The organism is Pseudaeromonas aegiceratis (assembly GCF_046254905.1).
GTDB classification, from domain to species: domain Bacteria; phylum Pseudomonadota; class Gammaproteobacteria; order Enterobacterales; family Aeromonadaceae; genus Pseudaeromonas; species Pseudaeromonas aegiceratis.
Genome location: NZ_CP158016.1, coordinates 601,745 through 619,072, shown reverse-complemented (window position 1 = coordinate 619,072; position 17,328 = coordinate 601,745). Strand labels below are relative to the sequence as shown.

The following is a 17,328-nucleotide window of genomic DNA, read 5'->3' as shown; positions in this document are numbered from 1 at the left end:
CGGCCCCGCAGGGCCGGCGGGCATGATTACAGAAAACTGTGGCCGTAGGCCAGTGCCGGCAGGCCGTGATAGTCGGCCAGGCTCTGCCCCAGGTCGGCGAAGGTCTCCCGCCGCCCCAGGGAGCCGGCATGCACCGGCTTGCCGTAGAAGATCACCGGCACATATTCCCGAGTATGGTCGGTGCCGCTCCAGGTGGGATCACAGCCGTGATCCGCGGTGAGCACCACCAGATCCCCCGGCCCCAACCGTTCCAGCAGCTCGGGCAGCCGGCGGTCGAAGTACTCCAGCGCCTCGGCATAGCCCGCCACATCCCGCCGGTGACCATAGGCGGAGTCGAAGTCCACGAAGTTGGTGAAGACGATGCTCTGATCCCCGGCGCGGGAGAGCTGGGCCAGGGTGGCGTCCCACAGCTCCGCCAGGCCCGTGGCCTTGATCTTCTGGGTCACGCCGCGGCCGGCATAGATGTCGGAGATCTTGCCGATGGCGATCACCTCGCCCCCCGCTTCCTGCATCCGATCCAGCAGGGTCGGCATGGGCGGCTCCACCGCATAGTCGTGGCGGTTGCCGGTGCGCTGGAAGCCGCCAGGCTGGTCACCGACGAAGGGCCGGGCTATGACCCGGCCTATGTTGTAACCACCGGCGGTCAGCTCATCCCGCGCCAGCTGGCACAGGGCATAGAGCCGCTCCAGGCCGAAGGTCTCCTCATGGCAGGCGATCTGGAACACGGAGTCCGCCGAGGTGTAGAAGATGGGCTTGCCGCTGCGCATGTGCTCGACCCCCAGCTCATCCAGCACTGTGGTGCCGGAGGCGTGGCAGTTGCCCAGATAGCCCGGCAGCTTGGCCTTCTGCACCAGGGTGTCCAGCAGCTCGGTCGGAAAGCTGTTCACCGGCTCGCGAAAATAGCCCCAGTCAAACAGCACAGGACTGCCCGCCAGCTCCCAGTGGCCCGAGGGGGTGTCCTTGCCGGAGGAGATCTCCTGGGCATGACCGTAGGCGGCCACCGGCACCAGGCTCTCATCCAGCCCGGCGGGGAAGCGGCCACAGGCCTCGCCACAGGCGTGGGCCAGGCCCAGCTTGGTCAGGTTGGGCAGGCGCAAGGGGCCGTGGCGCCGTTCGTTGTTGGCCCGGCCGGCGGCACAGGCCTCGGCGATGTGGCCTAGGGTATTGGCCCCGGCATCGCCAAACCGCTCGGCATCGGCGGCAGCGCCAATGCCGAGCGAGTCCATCATCAGAATAAAGCTGCGTCTCATGCTTGCTCTCCTTCCTCGCCGAGGGTGTCCTCGGCGATACAGTCGTAGATCAGGGGTGACGGGGGCGGCGGTATGTCGGCCAGTGTCAGGGCGGCCCGTACCGCCGAGGCGGCCCGCTGCCAGCTTGCCTCGTCGGCGGCATGGATCCAGGCCAGGGGCGCGTCCTGGCTCACCGGCGCCCCCAAGGGCAGGACGCCGGACAAGCCCACCCGGTGATCCAGCCGATCGGCGGGATGGCGGCGACCGCCTCCCAGCCCCACCACCGCCAGCCCCAGGGCCCGGGTCTGCATGGTGGCCAGATAACCATCCCGCCCGGCCAGCAGGGGGCGGCATACCGGCGCCGGTGCCAGATGCCGGTGGGGCCGCTCCAGCAGATCCGCCGGCCCCCCCAGGGCGGCCACCATGCGACCGAAACACTCGGCGGCGGCACCGCTCTCCAGCACCCCCTCCAGCCAGGCCCGGGCCTGCTCCCGATCGCAGGCCAATCCGCCGCTGTGCAGCAACTCGCTGCCCAGGGCCAGGATCACCTCATGCAGGCGATCGGGTCTGGCCTCGCCCTTGAGATAGCGGATGGCCTCCCAGATCTCCAGGCCGTTCCCGGCGCTGGGGGCCAGCAGCTGGTTCATGTCGGTGAGCAGGGCCCGAGTGCGGCAGCCGGCGCCGTTGGCCACGGTGACTATGGCCCGGGCCAGCTCCAATGACTTGTCATAGCTGGGCATGAAGGCACCGGAGCCCACCTTGACGTCCATCACCAGCCCCTGCAGGCCGGCGGCCAGCTTCTTGGACAGGATGGAGGCGGTGATGAGGGGAATGGACTCGACGGTGGCGGTGACATCCCGCACCCCGTAGCAGCGCTTGTCCGCCGGCGCCAGATCGGCACTCTGGCCGACGATGGCCACCCCCACCTCCTGCACCACGGCCCGCAGGCGTTCCACACTCACCGCCGTCTGGTAACCCGGGATGGCGTCCAGCTTGTCCAGGGTGCCACCGGTATGGCCCAGGCCACGGCCGGAGATCATGGGCACATAGGCGCCGCAGGCCGCCAGCATGGGCCCCAGCATCAAGGAGGTGCCATCCCCCACCCCGCCGGTGGAGTGCTTGTCCAGCACGGGGCCAGCCAGCTCGGGCCAGCTCAGCACGTCGCCGGAGTCCCGCATGGCGCAGGTCAGGGCGATGCGCTCCCCCGCATCCATGTCGCGAAAGAAGATGGCCATCGCCAGGGCGGCGATCTGCCCCTCGCTGATGCTGCCATCCACCACCCCGGCCATGAAGGTGCGGATCTCCGCCTCGTCCAGCCGCTGTCCGTCACGCTTGCGGCGTATGGTCTCCTGCGCCAGAAACATGCCCGCCTCCCGCTTGGTTAGTAACCGCCGCCGGCCGGTTTATCCGCCAGCCCCAGGATGGCCAGCAGGTTGCCCAGCAGGCTGGAGGCGCCGAAGCGAAAACGCTGCGGGCTCACCCAGTCCACCCCCAGGATGGACTCCGCCAGCGCGAGGAACTCGGCCGCTGCCGCGGCATCCTTGACCCCGCCCGCCGGCTTGAAGCCCACCGCCGGGTTCTTGTCACGGATCACCTCCAGCATGATGCGGGCCGCTTCCAGGGTGGCATTCACCGGCACCTTGCCGGTGGAGGTCTTGATGAAGTCGGCGCCGGCCTCGATGGCCAGCTCGCTGGCCCGGCGGATGAGGGCCGGCTCCTGCAGCACGCCGGTTTCCAGTATCACCTTGAGGCGCACCTGGTCGCCGCAGGCGGCCTTGCAGGCCCGCACCAGCTCGCGGCCCACTGTCTCGTTGCCGGCCATCAGGGCCCGATAGGGGAACACCACGTCCACCTCGTCGGCACCATAGGCCACGGCGGCGCGGGTCTCCGCCACGGCGATCTCGATGTCATCGTTGCCGTGGGGAAAGTTGGTGACGGTGGCGATGGGCAGATCCGCCGCCCCCAGCTCCCGCAGCACCTTGCGGGCGGCGGGGATGAAGCGCGGGTAGATGCAGATGGCGGCGGTACGGCCGGCGGGGGTCAGGGCCTGCCGGCACAGGGCCGCCACCTTGGCATCGGTATCGTCGTCGTTCAGGGTGGTCAGGTCCATCAGACCGATGGCGCGGCGAGCCGCCTGTTGCAAATCACTCATGTCTCACTCCGTTGGGTTGGCTGACCAGCCAAGTTGGATAAAAGGTCCGGCCGGGCCGGACGGCACTATGGGCGCGGCCCATCAGGAGAAAAAGCGCGCCACCAGCCAGTGGTAACCCATGGCTCCCAGATAGACCCCCACTATGCCCATCACACCGGAGAGCACGGGGGGCGCCGGGATCGGCAGCCGCAGCAGGGAAAACAGCACCCCGACCACCAAACCGGCCGCCAGGGCCATCAGGATCTCACTCATTCCTACCTCATGGCTAACTGTCTTGGGAGGCAGGATAGTCATCCTCACCTCCGGCGTCTGCGAAGGCAAACGCTTTTTGCGCAAACGTGCCGGGCCTGGCCTGGCGACGAAAAAAGGGCCACGGCAACGCCATGACCCCAGTGCATCACAAGGCCAGGAAGAAGCCCGCCAGGGTGGCGGACATCAGGTTGGACAGGGTCCCGGCCAGCACCGCCTTGAGGCCGAAGCGGGCTATGTCACCGCGGCGGTTGGGGGCCATGCTGCCCAGGCCACCCAGCAATATGGCCACCGAGGAGAGGTTGGCAAAACCGCACAGGGCGAAGGAGATGATGGCCCGGGTATGGTCGGACAAGGGCTGCAGCCCCGCCGCCACCGCCTCGGCGCTGTCCTTGAGATAGGGGGCAAAGTTGGAGTAGGCGACGAACTCGTTCAAGATCAGCTTCTGGCCGATGAAGGAGCCGGCCACCGAGGCCTCGCTCCAGGGTACCCCCAGCAGGTAGGCCAGCGGCGAGAACAGCCAACCCAGGATCAGCTCCAGGCTCAGCGTCGGCATGCCAAACCAGCCGCCGACGGCGCCGAACAGGCCGTTGATCAGGGCGATGAGACCGATGAAGGCCAGCAGCATGGCGCCCACATTCAGGGCCAGCTGCAGGCCGGAGGAGGCGCCGGCGGCGGCGGCGTCGATGACGTTGGCCGGCTTCTCCTCGGCCACCTCCTCCAGATCCGCATCATGGATGAGCTCTGGGCGGGTCTCGGGCATCAGCAGCTTGGCAAACAGCAGGCCACCGGGGGCGGCCATGAAGGAGGCGGCGATCAGGTATTCCATCTTCACCCCCATGGCGGCGTAGCCGGCCAGCACGGAGCCCGCCACCGAGGCCAGCCCCCCCACCATGATGGCGAACAGCTCGGAGTCAGTCATGCGGGCGATATAGGGGCGCACCACCAGGGGAGCCTCGGTCTGGCCGACGAAGATGTTGGCGGTGGCCGACAATGACTCGGTGCGGGAGGTGCCCAGCACCTTCTGCAACGCGCCCCCCAGCAGGCGGATGACCCACTGCATGATCCCAAGGTAGTAGAGCACAGCGATGAGGGAGGAGAAGAAGATGATCACCGGCAGCACCCGGAAGGCGAAGATGAAGCCCAGACCGCTGCTGAAGGCCGCATTCCCCACCAGACCGGCAAACAGGAAGTTGATGCCGTGCTGGCCGAAGGCGATGACGCTGCTCACCCCGTCGGAGACCGTCTTGAGCACGTCCTTGCCCACCGGTACGTAGAGCACGAAGGCCCCCAGGGCCGCCTGGAGGGCGAAGGCCCCCGCCACGGTGCGCAGGCGGATGGCCTTGCGGTTGCTGGAGAACAGTACCGCGATGAGGATCAGCGTCGCCATCCCCACCAGACTCATGATTAGACTCATTCTAGTATCCTCTATCTTGCACCCAGGACTCGTCGCCAACCGTCGGCGTGGCGGGTCAACGTGGGGGCGCATTGTAGCGGCGCAAGTTCAGAATTTCGTCTCTTTAATCACACTTTTATCCGGTTTTTCTTGCAAATTTACGGCAAATTTGGGCGAAAACGATTTTCTGCAACCAATCTAGGTATCAATTGTATCGGGCCCAGTCTGCGGCAACGGTGGCAGGCGGAACAAGCGGCAGGCGTTGGCATTGAGTTGCCGGGCCAGCGGGCCGGCCTCCTCCCCCCGCAGGCCGGCCAGGCAGTGCAGCACCTCGGGCAGATAGGCCGGCTGATTGCTCTCCCCCTGGCGACCGGCCAGGGGCATGCTGGGGGCGTCGGTTTCCAGCAACAGGGCCTCCACCGGCATGGTCGCCAGGGCCTGACGGCTCTTGGCCGCCCGCGCATGGGTGATGACGCCCCCCACCCCCAGGCAGAACCCCAGTGACCAGAAGGCCTGCGCCTCCTGCTGCGAGCCGGCGAAGCCATGGATCACGCCACCGGCGGGAGGCCGGTAGCGGCGCAACAGCCTCAGCAGGGCGGAATGGGTCTTGCGGCTGTGCAGTATGAGGGGTAGCTCATGCTCGCAGGCCAGGCGGATCTGCGCCTCCAGCACCCGCTGCTGATCGGCCAGCGGCGTGTCGATAAGCCCGTCCAGGCCGCACTCGCCGATGGCCACAGGTGCAGGCTCCTCAGGCGGCGCCGCCAGGCGCCGGCTCAGCTCCGCCAGGGCCGGCGCCGGCGCGCTAAGGCACCAGGGATGCAGCCCCAAGGCGTAGTAGAGCCCTGGCGTGCGCGCCGCCAGTGCCACCAGACCGGCCCAGTGGGCGCTGTCCACCGCCGGCACCAGCCAGCGTGTCACCCCGGCCGCCCGGCTGCGGGCCAGCACAGCCGGCAGCCGCTGCGCCAGCGCCGGCAAGTCCAGGTGCACATGGGTATCGATCAGCGGCGGGATGGGGATGGAGGGCATGCCGTTCTCCAACGGGGCGGTGGCGGTCAGCCAGCAAGGGATAGCCTTAGCTTGCATCAGGCCGCCAACCCCTGCAAATCCACCTTGAGTCAGGCCGCCGCCGGCGTTGTAATAGCGCTTTTCCCAGGAAGCGTCCTATGCTCGGCATCCACGATCTGCCCCTGTTTATCGTCTCCGGCCTGCTGCTGAACCTGATGCCCGGCCCCGACAGCCTCTACATCATGAGCCAGAGCGCCCGTCAGGGCTGGCGGGCCGGCTTTGCCGCCGCCCAGGGCATTGGCACCGGGGTGCTGGTGCATATCGGCGCCGCCGCCCTGGGTCTCTCCGCCCTGCTGGCCACCTCCGCCACCGCCTTCGGGGTGGTCAAGCTGCTGGGGGCCGCCTACCTGCTCTACCTGGGCTGGCAGAGCCTGCGCCCCAGCGCGCCGGCCGCAACGACCGCCGCCCAGGCCGCGGCCGAAGCTCGTCCCCTGGGCCGCATCTTCTGGCAGGGCTTTCTCACCAATGCCCTCAACCCCAAGGTGGCCCTGTTCTTCCTGGCCTTCATGCCCCAGTTCATCGCCCCCCAGGCCCCCCACAAGGCCCTGGCCTTCATCGCCCTGGGGCTGCTGTTCAATTTCAACGGCATGCTCTGGTGTCACCTGCTGGCCTGGCTCACCGCCGGCGCCCGCAACCGGCTGCGACTGCCCCTGGCATGGCGGCGCCGAATGGAACAGGGCATGGGGCTGCTGTTTCTCGGTCTTGGGGCTCGATTGGCTCTTTCTGGTCGAGGTTAACCGTTAACCTTTACGTAACCTATTGACCAGGTTAACAAAAGTCCTTGTGTGGCGGTGTAAGGTGTAACCGGTTTCGGTTATTATCCGACCAGCGGCGCGGGCCTCTGCCCGCGTACCCCCATTGGACCTTTGTCGATGATCATTCACACCCACCGCACCCGCCTGGAGATCCCCTCCCCCCAGGAGGCCCAGCTGATGCTGGACTACCAGCTGGCCAACCGTGACCACCTGGCCCCCTGGGAGCCCCAGCGGGCCGCCGACTACTACCAACTGGCCTACTGGCAGCAGCAGCTGGCCACCTGGGCCGAGGCCTTTATCACCGGGCAGGAATACCACTTCATCGCCCTGACCCCCGACCGCGGCCGGCTGCTGGGGGTGTGCCACTTCACCGGCCTGCAACACGGCGCCTTCGAGGCCTGCTACCTGGGTTACTCCATCGCCAAGGAGCAAGAGGGCCAGGGACTGATGCGGGAAATCGTCCAGGCCGCCATCGGCTACCTGTTCGAGGAGACCAGCCTGCAGCGCATCATGGCCAACTACATGCCCAGCAATGCCCGCAGCGGTCGCCTGCTGCGCCGGCTGGGTTTCGAGCGCGAAGGCTATGCCCGCCGCTATCTGAAGATCGCCGGCCACTGGCAGGATCACCTGCTCACCGCCCTGCTGCGGGACGAGTCCTGGGCCTGACAGATCCAACAGGCTGCAGGATTATTTATTTCTAGATCAGCGACTTGTTGCTAGGGTCAAGAGGGTCGCACGCGACACGACCCGTTCCATCCCCGCTACTGGCGTGGCCGTCCTCCTCGGGAGGCGCGGCCCTCAGGTGATTGAGGCGGTAGGCCCTCACAATGGGTCTCGATGCCCCTGCTGCGCCCCGTCTTACGACGGGGCATTTTTTTGCTCCGGCTCACCGACCTCCGAGTGCGATAAAAAACGGCGCCCTGGGGCGCCGTTTCTCATTCACCGTCCGGAACCTCAGATCTGGCTGATCACCCGCTGCTTGGGCAGGCGGGACTTGGGCAGGCCGGCGTTGAAGTCCTCATCGCTGTGATAGCCCAGGCTCACCGCCACCAAGGAACGCAACCCCTGCTCCGCCAGATCCAGCTCGGCGTCGATGGCGGCAAAGTCCAGCCCTTCCATGGCGGTGGCATCTATGCCTAAGGTGGCGGCCCCCAGCAGCAGGCTGCCCAGGGCTATGTACACCTGCTTCTCCATCCAGTGGGGCAGATCCTGCAGCGTCTCCTTGTGCAGGGCCACGTAACCGGCCCGTACCTTGCCGCCGGTCTGCTTGGCCGCCTCGTCGGGGAAGCGGCCGTCCGTCGCCTCCTGCTCCAGCACCGCCGCCAGGTGCTCCTCGCTCAAGTCCGTGTGCACACACAGGATCACCAGATGGGAGGCGCGGGTGATCTTGGGGCCGTTATAGGCAAACTGATCGTGGGCCCCCACCTGGGCGATGCGGACCTTGGCGTCGCTGCTGCCGGCGAAGATGAAGTGCCAGGGTTGGGAGTTCACCGAGGAAGGCGCCAGCTGCAACAGGGTCTGCAGCTGCGCCAGATCCGCGTCGCCGATGCGGCGGCTGTCGTCATACGCCTTGGTGGTATAACGCTGTTTTGCCAATTGGGACAGAGTCATGATGTGCTCCTGATAATGATGCCGTCCTATCAAACGCCAGGGGCAAGCGGTTGTCAAACCCGCCCCCGGCGCCATCACGCCCCCTTAGAACTGGTAGCTGGCCTTGAGATAGAGGCGCCGCCCCTCGCCGGGGAAATGGCCGGTTTTCGCCAGGAAGCCGCTGACCGCGTACTCCTTGTCCAGCAGGTTCTTGGCGTTGAGCTGGAACAGCCACTGCTGCCAGCGGGTCTGCCAGGCGGCATCGAATACCGTGTAGGCCTTGACGATCTGGCCGCTCTGGTTGTACTGGCGGCTGACATGATCGGCGCCGAAGCTGATGGCGGAGTCGAGGGCGCGGATGTCGTAGCGGGTCCACAGCCCCAGCTGATGGTGGGGCGCATTGGCAAATTCGCCGTCCTCGCCGTCCGCCAGATCCTCGGACCCCTCGATGACCTTCACCCGGTTGTAGGCGTAGCTCAGGTTGGCGGTCCAGTTGTCGGTGAGATCCGCCAGGGCATCCAGCTCCACCCCACGGCTGCGTACCTGCCCCAGGGCGATCAGGCGATCCGTGTCGTCGGGATCGGTCTGCAGCAGGTTACGCTTGGTGATCTGGTAGAGCGCCAGGTTGAGGCTGAGGGCATTGTCGAACCAGTAGCTGCGCAGGCCGGTCTCATACATCAGGCTCTCCTCCGGGTCGAAGGGCCCGCCGCTGCTGGCCGCCTGATCCGCCGCATCCTGGGGCACGAAGCCGGTGGCCACCAGGGCATAGGGGTGCAGCTGGGGATTGATCCGGTAGGTGGACCCCAGGCGATAACTCCAGCCCTGACCACTGTAGTGATCCCGGGTGTCGTTGATCCTGTCCTCCACCTCGTCCGCAAAACCGTCCAGCCGCAGGCCGCCCAGCAGGTTCCAGGCCGGGGTGATCGCCCACTGATCCTGCACATAGAGGCCGTAACGGTCGGAGCGGGACCAGGTCTGCTTGGTCAGGTGCAGGTTGTAGCTGGCGGGATCCGTGGTGCCGTATTGGGGATCCGTCAGGCTGAGGCCTTCCACCCCGTCCTTGGTCTGGGCCCGGTAGTAGATGTAGTCCTCGTCCAGCCGGTAGACGTCGCTGCCCAGCAGCAGGGTATGGGGCCCCAGTTGCGCCGTGAGGTTAGTGGTGAGGGAGCCCGCCTTGTTGTGCCGCACCTGATCCCGGTACTCACGGGCACTCCAGTCCACCACACCGTCGCCGTCTGTATCCGACAGACCGCTGGGCTCGTGATACTTCTGGGTCTCTTCGTTCTGGTAGTAGCGCAGGGTCAGATCCCCCAGCAGCCAGTCGTTGAAGACATGATCCAGCCGCAGCTGGTACACCTGGGCGGCGAGATCCTGATAGTCAGATGACTCGTTTGCGTTCCAGTCGATGTCCGCCAGGAAGTTGCCCGCATCGTCGGTGGGAATGCCCCGCAGGCGGGCGCCGCCGTAATGCTGCAACACATCGGTGAACTGGGCGGTCACGCTGGTGGCCGCCGACAGATCCCAGGCGTAGCCGAAGTCCAGGATGCGGTTGCGCACGTCCGTGTTGTTGCGGGACGGGTTCTCGTGGTCCTGGTAGAGGCCGATGCGATAGCGCTGGCTGTCCTCGTCATTCACCGGGCCGGAGAGCTCCAGGCTGCCGCCGGCAAAGTCCTGGTTGCCCCCGGTCAGGGAGACCTGGCGGCGGGTCTCGTGGCTGGGCTGCTTGGTGCGGTAGTTGATGGTGCCGCCGGGCTCGCCGCTGCCCATCAGGGCGGACGAGGGCCCCTTGATCACCTCCACCTGCGCTATGTTGAACAGCTGGGGAATGGCGAAGCCATTGAAGGGATCCCCCCGCACGCCGTCATACAGGATCTGATCCTGGCGAAAGCCGCGGAAGGTCACCCCTGAGTAGGAGTACTGGCTCACCCCGCTGATGGAGCGGTACAGATCGGTGATTTGCCGGGCCCCCTGATCCTCGATCAGGGTCTGGGGCAGCACCTGCACCGACTGGGGGATGTCATCCAGCGCCGTGGGGGTGCGGGTGGCGCTGCTGCTCTCCTCCGCCCGGTACAAGGAGAGGGCCCGACCGTAGACGGTGACCGTCTCCCCCTGGCTCTCCAGGGGCGCGGCGTTCGCCTCATCTGGGGTATCGTCGGCCAGGGCAGGCAGGGGCAGAGTGAGGGGCAACAGCAGGGCCAGCCAGCCGGGGCGGCCCAAATCGAAATCCATGTCCTTCATATGATAATAATTGTCAATTAAGCAAGGAGGCTCATGCTAATTGATAAAGATTATCAATTAAACCGGTTTACCGAGTTTTTTAGCGCAGTATGCACATGGGGGTGCCCGCCACGGGATCGGGGTGGATCTCCGCTTCCACCTGGAACACCCGGGCCAGCAGCGCCGGGGTCAGCACCTGTCGCGGACTGCCCTGGGCCACCAGGTAACCGTCCCGCATCAGGATCAGGTGATCGCAGTAGCGGCTGGCCTGGTTGAGATCGTGCAGCACGGCCACCAGGGTCCGCCCCTGATCCCGCAGCCGGCCCAGCAGCCCCATCAGCTCCACCTGGTGATTGATGTCCAGGTAGGTGGTGGGCTCGTCCAGCAGCAGGCAGTCCGTCTGCTGGGCCAGGGTCATGGCCAGCCAGACCCGCTGCCGCTGACCGCCGGACAGCTCGGTGAGCCGGCAATCCGCCAGCGCCGTCACCCCGGTGGCCGCCATGGCCAGCGCCACCTGGCGGAGATCCTCCGCCCCCAGCCGGCCCCACAGGCCGGTGTGGGGGGCCCGGCCATAGGCCACCGCCTCCGCCACCCGGATGCCCTCCGGCGTCTCCTGAGCCTGGGGCAACAGGGCCACCTGGCGGGCATAGGCCCGGGGTCGCCAACCCCGCAGATCCTCGCCCTGCCAGCAGACCCGGCCTGAGCTTGGCGCCTGCAGCCGTCCCAGGGCCCGCAACAGGGTGGACTTGCCGCAGCCGTTGGGGCCCAACAGGGCAGTGAAGCGGCCCGGCGGCAGGGCCAGATCCAGCCCCTTGAGCACGGGGCCGGCGCCGTAATCCACCACCAGTTGTTCGGTCGTCAGGGCCATGGCTAGCGCGTCCTCAGCAGCAGATAGAGAAAATAGGGTGCCCCCAGCAGGGCGGTGAACAGACCCGCCGGCAGCTCCAGCGGCGGGTGCAGAATGCGGCCCAGCAGATCCGCCAGGCTCAGCAGCAGGGCCCCCACCAGCATGGCCGCCGGCAGCAGGCGGACATGCCGCCCCCCCACCAGACGGCGGGCCAGGTGGGGCGCCACCAGCCCCAAAAACGCCAGAGGGCCACAGACCGCCACCGCCGCCGAGCACCAGACCACCGCCAGCAGCAGGGCCCAACCCCGCAGCCGGGCCACCGGCAGCCCCAGCCCCTGGGCGCGCTCCTCCCCCAGCATCAGCAGATCCAGCCGACTGGCCAGCCAGGGCAACAGCGGCAGCAGGCTCCACCAGGGCAGCAGCAGGGGCAGCTGCTCCCAGCCCCGCCCCCACAGGCTGCCGGTGAGCCAGAGCAGGGCCTGATTGAGCTGCGGCGGCTGGGTGAGCAGCACTAAGTCCACGCCGCTGGCCAGCAGGGTGCCCAGGGCGACCCCGGTGAGGGCCAGGCGCAGGGGCGGGCAACGGGGGCCGCTCAACCACCACAGCAGCCCGGCGGCCCCCAGGCCACCGGTCAGGGCCAGCCAGGGCAGCCAGCCCGGGGCCAGCCCGGGCCAGACCACCAGGGCCAGCACCACCGCCAGGCTGGCCCCATGGCTCACCCCCAGCAGATCCGGCGCCGCCAAGGGATTGCGCACCACCGCCTGACACAGGCAGCCGGCGGCCCCCAGCATGGCCCCCACCAACCAGGCCAGCAGCAGGCGCGGCAGGCGCAGGCTCAGCAGGGTGAAATGGGCCGCGGCATCCGGCGCCCAAGCCTGCCACAGGGCCGACGGGGAGACGGCCACGGCCCCCAGGGAGAGGCTGCCCAGCAGGCTCAGCCCCAGCAGCCCGGTCAGCCACAGATAGGGACGCAGCGAGTACCGCAGCGAGGGAGGCAAAGAAGGGCTCATGTGCGGCGCACCAGATAGAGGAAGCAGGGCGCCCCCACCAGAGCCAGCAGGGCGCCGGCGGGGGTCTCCGCCGGGAAGGCCAGGGCGCGGCCCAGCAGATCCGCCGCCAGGGTCAGGCAGGCCCCCACCAGCATGGCGCAGGGCAGCAACCGCCGATGATCCACCCCCACCAGGGCCCGGGCCAGGTGGGGCCCCAGCAGGCCGACGAAGGCCACCGCCCCCACCCGGCTGACGCAGATCCCCACCAGCAGCAGCACCGTCAGGCTGAGGATCAGCCGCAGGGCCACCAGGTTCAGTCCCAGGCTGGCGGCCCGCGCCTCCCCCAGGGCCAGCAGGTTGGCCGCCGGCGCCAGGCCCAGGGCCAGCAGCAGCCCCAGCAGCAGGCCGGGCCAGCTGGACTGCCAGGTGGCGGGCTGCACCGCGGCAAAGGAGCCGGCCAGGAAGCTCAGCACCCCGCTGGCCTGCTCCTCCGCCAGCAGCAGGCCGGCCCGGGTCAGGGCGCCACACAGGGCGCTGACGGCGATGCCGGCCAGCACCAGGCGGCCCCGCTCACCCCGCCAGCCGCTGCCCAGCAGCATCACCAGGCCCCAGGCCAACAGGCCGCCGACCATGGCTCCCAGGGGCAGGCCAATAGTCGAGTCCAGCGGCAGCCAGGCACTCACCAGCACCACCCCCAGGGCCGCCCCGGCATTGACCCCCAAGAGCCCGGGCGAAGCCAGGGGATTGCGGGTCAGGGCCTGCATCAGGCAGCCGGCGGCGGCCAGGGCCGCCCCCACCAGGCCCGCCAGCAGCACCCGGGGCAGCCGGATCTGGCGCACCACCAGATCCGCCATGCCGCCGGGGGTGCCCAGCAGGGCCGCCAGGGCCTGCCCCGGAGAAATGGGCAGCGCCGACCAGGCGAACAGGCCCGCCCAGGCCAGCAGGCAGAGCAAAAGCCCCAGCCACAGGCAACAGATACCGCCGCGGCCCATGGCTCAGCCCTGGGCCAGGCGAACCAGATCCGCCGCCATCAGCTCCGCCGCCAGCAGGCCGCGGCAGCGGGACCAGAGGTTGCCGGACACGGGCCACAGATGCCCGGGCTTTGCCGCCGTCAGCAAGGGCCACAGAGGTTGTTGCTGCCATTGGGCCACCAGGCTCTTGGGACCATAGTCCCCCACCAGCAGATAATCGGGATTGAGGGCCAGCAGCTGCTCCAGGCCGATCTGCCGGGAGCCCAGATCCTGCCCCTCCGGCGCCGGCGTACTCAGCCCCAGGGCCTGCAGCACGCCACCGGCATAGGAGGCGGCGGGATGGGCAAAGAAGGCGTTCTCCCGGCTGACGCCAAACTGCAGGGTATGGCCCCGCAATGGGGTCAACTGGCGGGCGGCTTGCGCCATGCGCGCATGGTGCAGGGTCAGCCTGGCCTGCATGGCGGCCTGGCGCCCCACCGCCCGGCCCACCTGGGCCGCCGCCGTCAGATTGGCCTCGTAGCCGACCCGGCTGGAAGGCAGCAGCAGGGTGGGGGCGATCCGGGACAAGGCGCCGTAGATGGCGCCGTGGCGCTCCCCATCCGCCAGGATGAGATCCGGCTTGAGATCGGCGATCACCTCCAGGCTGGGCTGGGCCCGGGACCCCACCGACCGCCAGGGCGCCAGGCCCTGGCGCAGCGCCGGCAACAACCGAGCCGGACTGCCGTCATCGGCGATCCCCACCGGGCTCACCCCCACCGCCACCAGGGCATCCACCAGGGAAAATTCCAGCGCCACCACCCTTGTGGGGGCTTGGGGCAGCCGCAGTTCCCCCTGCTGGGTCGGCAAGACGATGGGCTGGGCCGACAGGCTGAGGGACAACCAGAGCGGGCCCAGCAGCAGGCAGATTCGGGACAACATGAGCAGACTCCGGCGGGCAACAAGGGCCGGATTATATTGAGAATGGTTCGCAATAATCAACACGGATCCCGGCCAGACCCCGGCCGGCCGGGAGCGACCGGCGCCCCATCCCCCCGTCCACCTGCCATTGCCGCCAGTTGTTACTCAAGGGAAATGGGCGCATATTGCCCACCGCCCGATTCAGGGCAGCTACGCTTAAATCCCTGGTTTTACACATGAGGACACAAAGATGGACAACAAAGTACGGATACTGCTTGGCATCATGACCCTGGCCCTGGCCGCCTGCGGCGACCCCAAGCCCACCCCGGCCGAACCGACCAAGGAGCCGGTAGCCGCTGCGGCCGAGGCCACCAAGCAGGCCGCTGCCGACGCCATGGCGACCACAGAGCAGGCAGCCTCCGCCGCCATGGACACCACCAAGCAGGCCGCCGCTGACGCCATGGCCGCCACCGAACAGGCCGCCTCCGCCGCCGTGGATGCCACCAAGGACGCCGCCGCTGACGCCATGGATGCCACCAAGGATGCCGCGGCCGCCATGACCGAGGAGATGGACGAAGCGGCGGATGCCATGAAGTCGGACAGCGACGAGAAGAAGTAACCCCAGCGTCTGTCCCCCCAGGGCTGCCACCGCAGCCCTCCCGTCCACCACAGGGCTGCCAATGCAGCCCTGTGGCGTCTTCACAGCACAGCCTCCCGCCGTTGGGCGGGGGCGCGGCCACTGGGGTTGGCCGGCCTCGGTGGCCGGGTTTGTGCCCACTTATATTCTGACGGTTTGCCCACCGCCGTTGGCTTGATCAATTTGTTTAGGTCCGTTGCGCCCTACTCGGCTTTGGGCTTTTTGCCTGCCCCATGGCGCACGGGGGCGCGGGAAGGGGGGCCATGCTGCCCCCTTCCAACGTCATCCCTGACAAACGGCCCGCTCCGGGCTCCTGCCCTGCGCGCCAAACCGGGGCCGGGATATTCAATCCCGTCCCTTATCCGGTTTGGCCCCCAGCACTCCCCGCTGTCTGGGCCTGCGGCTTCCCTCGGCGTCCGCGCCGGGCTTGGGGCACGTTATCGACACCCGCTTCGCCGTCCCTGGCTTCGCACCCCGCTCGGGCTATCCCTGCCCTCGCGCCAAACCGGGCCGGGATACTTAATCCCGTCCTTTACCGGTTTGGCCCCGACATGACGATAACTGGCTCGGCGTCCTGCCTCGCCGCCCCGCCCACCGTGGCCGCCTCGGCCAGACAGAGGGGAGCCGGATCCAGTTAGCCAGCCCGTTCGGGGTTTCAGGTTGGGTGAGTTCTTTCACATGCGTGCGATTAAGCTGCGCTAATCGCACCTACAAGAGCAGAGCCGGCGATGCCTCTCGCCGCCTCCCTGCGGCTCATTCCCTCCAGCCCCCACCCCGCTCGGCCCGGTCGAGGGCAACCCCAAGCACGGCTGGAATAGTGCGCCATGCGACAAAATTCCATTTGAAACCAATATCATTATTTCCTAATGAAGTTTTATTAGGTAACTTGGTTGCCAATTGAACAATACGGTGCAATACAGCTGCAGCTATTACACCCTCGGCGAACCATTGCATCCTTCATTTTTTAATATTAATAAGGTCAGAGAATATGAGTAAAGTTGAAGCTGTAATATTTGATTTGGACAACACTCTTGTCAACACAAAAGCTCTTGAGGGCTTCAGAAAAAGCACCCCAGGTGAAGCCCCTAGCGAAGATCTATTAAGGGAAACAAAAGTATACCCTAAAGTAAGGACAATATTACGCGAGATTTTATCTAAGGGAGTTAAACTAGCCATAGTAACTAATTCGACGAAAAGATATGCCCACGCCATTCTGGAATTTCATGACATAAAACGCTATTTTGGATCTATTATTACTTACAACGATGTATCTTTAGAAGGTAAGAAGCCATCTCCAAATGGAATTGAAATGGCAATGAAAGCTCTAAATGTTGGCAAAAAAGTTCTTTATATTGGGGATGATGAAGTTGATTTCAACGCTGCATATGCAGCACATATAAAACCTATTGCTCCAGCTTGGGCATCAAACAATCCAATTAAGCAAATTCCAGCGGCAATGCTAAGTTCAACTTACTTAATTGATGAACTGGATGATTATGATGGCATTAAATTACTTGCTGAGTTTGTAGCTAGAAATGGAGCATTCTCTTTACCAAAAAAACGTTATTACTTCATGCCTATGCTATTGAATGGCGATGTCGGCGCGCTAAAAAAAGAAAACATTGATGCCGTTTGTCTAGGTCGTTACTTTAGTCAAGGCGATCCATTAACAGCTTTGCTCCACAATAAACATGCACTTTCTCAAGAAATTTACAAGAAAGATTTACACCCTAATTATGTCATGCCAGAATATTTTGTTGACTTAACGCTTTTTTATATAAGCAAAGCGCCAAAGTTCTTCTACAACACTGATGATGCAAGATTTGACATAGTCACCGTAATACCATCAAAAAAAGGGAAAAATCCTAGACTCGAAAACATGTTGAATCGAGTATCAAAAAAATATCCCGACAAAGCCACTCGATTCATTAGCGACTTATTTTACTTTGAGGATGATGCACGCAGCCTTAAAACACTAGGTGGGAGAGATGTTCGAGAAGCCGAGATAAAGGAGAAATTAAAACTCAAAAATAAATATAAACATGAAATACAAGGTAGCAAAGTTCTTATAATTGATGATGTATTTACGACAGGAGCAACTTTGCGTGGTGCTTTTTCACTTATTGAACATTGCATACCTGATAGAATATTTGGTGTTTGCTTTGCCAAGACGGTTAATATAAAAACAGTTGACAAATTCTGTCCTGAATGTGGTCGAAAAATGCAATGCCGCACCAACAGGAAGACCGGTAAAATGTTCTGGGGTTGCACTGGATATTTTGAAAAAACTAATCAGTGTAGACATACAGAAGACTATTCGCAATAATTCGTGTA

At 65.2% G+C, this 17,328-nt stretch carries 16 protein-coding genes; 4 read left to right on the top strand and 12 right to left on the bottom strand.

The window, feature by feature from the left end:
* Positions 1-26: 26 nt before the first annotated feature.
* From ABHF91_RS03105 to ABHF91_RS03080, 6 genes are all read right to left on the bottom strand, one after another.
* Positions 27-1,250, bottom strand: a complete 1,224-nt coding sequence (locus ABHF91_RS03105) for a phosphopentomutase (RefSeq protein WP_409422015.1) — start codon at positions 1,248-1,250, stop codon at positions 27-29.
* Positions 1,247-2,593, bottom strand: coding sequence for a thymidine phosphorylase (gene deoA, locus ABHF91_RS03100; protein ID WP_409422014.1), 1,347 nt, complete (start codon positions 2,591-2,593; stop codon positions 1,247-1,249). Before deoA ends, ABHF91_RS03105 begins: the two co-directional genes overlap by 4 nt.
* 17 nt (positions 2,594-2,610) lie before the next feature.
* Entirely contained in the window at positions 2,611-3,381 is a 771-nt protein-coding gene (gene deoC, locus ABHF91_RS03095; protein WP_409422013.1) for a deoxyribose-phosphate aldolase, read from the bottom strand.
* An 81-nt stretch (positions 3,382-3,462) separates the two neighbouring features.
* Positions 3,463-3,633 (bottom strand): XapX domain-containing protein, encoded by a 171-nt coding sequence (locus ABHF91_RS03090; protein ID WP_409422012.1) that lies wholly within the window; start codon positions 3,631-3,633, stop codon positions 3,463-3,465.
* Between the two features lie 145 nt (positions 3,634-3,778).
* Complete coding sequence (locus tag ABHF91_RS03085) at positions 3,779-5,047, bottom strand: NupC/NupG family nucleoside CNT transporter (protein WP_409422011.1); 1,269 nt, start codon at positions 5,045-5,047, stop codon at positions 3,779-3,781.
* Between the two features lie 177 nt (positions 5,048-5,224).
* Positions 5,225-6,109 (bottom strand): TatD family hydrolase, encoded by an 885-nt coding sequence (locus ABHF91_RS03080; RefSeq protein ID WP_409422010.1) that lies wholly within the window; start codon positions 6,107-6,109, stop codon positions 5,225-5,227.
* 80 nt (positions 6,110-6,189) lie between these two features.
* Here ABHF91_RS03080 and ABHF91_RS03075 point away from each other — a divergent pair, with 80 nt between their 5' ends.
* Positions 6,190-6,828 (top strand): LysE family translocator, encoded by a 639-nt coding sequence (locus tag ABHF91_RS03075; protein ID WP_409422009.1) that lies wholly within the window; start codon positions 6,190-6,192, stop codon positions 6,826-6,828.
* A 135-nt stretch (positions 6,829-6,963) separates the two neighbouring features.
* Positions 6,964-7,512: a GNAT family N-acetyltransferase gene (locus tag ABHF91_RS03070; RefSeq protein WP_409422008.1), complete on the top strand. Its 549-nt coding sequence runs from the start codon at positions 6,964-6,966 to the stop codon at positions 7,510-7,512.
* A 288-nt stretch (positions 7,513-7,800) separates the two neighbouring features.
* Here the strand turns inward: ABHF91_RS03070 and nfsB are convergent, their stop codons facing one another.
* The 6 genes from nfsB to ABHF91_RS03040 all read right to left on the bottom strand — a co-directional run bounded on the left by nfsB (position 7,801) and on the right by ABHF91_RS03040 (position 14,378).
* Complete coding sequence (gene nfsB / locus ABHF91_RS03065) at positions 7,801-8,457, bottom strand: oxygen-insensitive NAD(P)H nitroreductase (RefSeq protein WP_409422007.1); 657 nt, start codon at positions 8,455-8,457, stop codon at positions 7,801-7,803.
* Positions 8,458-8,541: 84 nt separating this feature from the next.
* A complete protein-coding gene (locus ABHF91_RS03060; RefSeq protein WP_409422006.1) occupies positions 8,542-10,665 on the bottom strand; it encodes a TonB-dependent siderophore receptor in 2,124 nt (707 codons plus the stop codon).
* Between the two features lie 88 nt (positions 10,666-10,753).
* The gene (gene fecE / locus ABHF91_RS03055) at positions 10,754-11,521 is read right to left on the bottom strand and encodes a Fe(3+) dicitrate ABC transporter ATP-binding protein FecE (RefSeq protein WP_409422005.1); all 768 of its coding nucleotides are present in this window, start codon (positions 11,519-11,521) and stop codon (positions 10,754-10,756) included.
* A 2-nt stretch (positions 11,522-11,523) separates the two neighbouring features.
* Positions 11,524-12,510 carry an iron chelate uptake ABC transporter family permease subunit gene (locus ABHF91_RS03050; RefSeq protein ID WP_409422004.1) on the bottom strand — a complete coding sequence of 329 codons (987 nt, stop codon included), beginning with the start codon at positions 12,508-12,510 and terminating at the stop codon, positions 11,524-11,526.
* Entirely contained in the window at positions 12,507-13,481 is a 975-nt protein-coding gene (locus tag ABHF91_RS03045) for an iron chelate uptake ABC transporter family permease subunit (protein WP_409422003.1), read from the bottom strand. The genes ABHF91_RS03050 and ABHF91_RS03045 overlap by 4 nt, the downstream gene beginning before the upstream one ends.
* 3 nt (positions 13,482-13,484) lie before the next feature.
* A complete protein-coding gene (locus tag ABHF91_RS03040; protein WP_409422002.1) occupies positions 13,485-14,378 on the bottom strand; it encodes a Fe(3+) dicitrate ABC transporter substrate-binding protein in 894 nt (297 codons plus the stop codon).
* 229 nt (positions 14,379-14,607) lie between these two features.
* Between ABHF91_RS03040 and ABHF91_RS03035 the strand changes: the two genes are divergently transcribed.
* A complete protein-coding gene (locus tag ABHF91_RS03035) occupies positions 14,608-14,976 on the top strand; it encodes a hypothetical protein (protein ID WP_409422001.1) in 369 nt (122 codons plus the stop codon).
* Positions 14,977-15,982: 1,006 nt separating this feature from the next.
* A complete protein-coding gene (locus ABHF91_RS03030; RefSeq protein WP_409422000.1) occupies positions 15,983-17,320 on the top strand; it encodes an HAD-IIIC family phosphatase in 1,338 nt (445 codons plus the stop codon).
* Positions 17,321-17,328 lie beyond the last annotated feature (8 nt).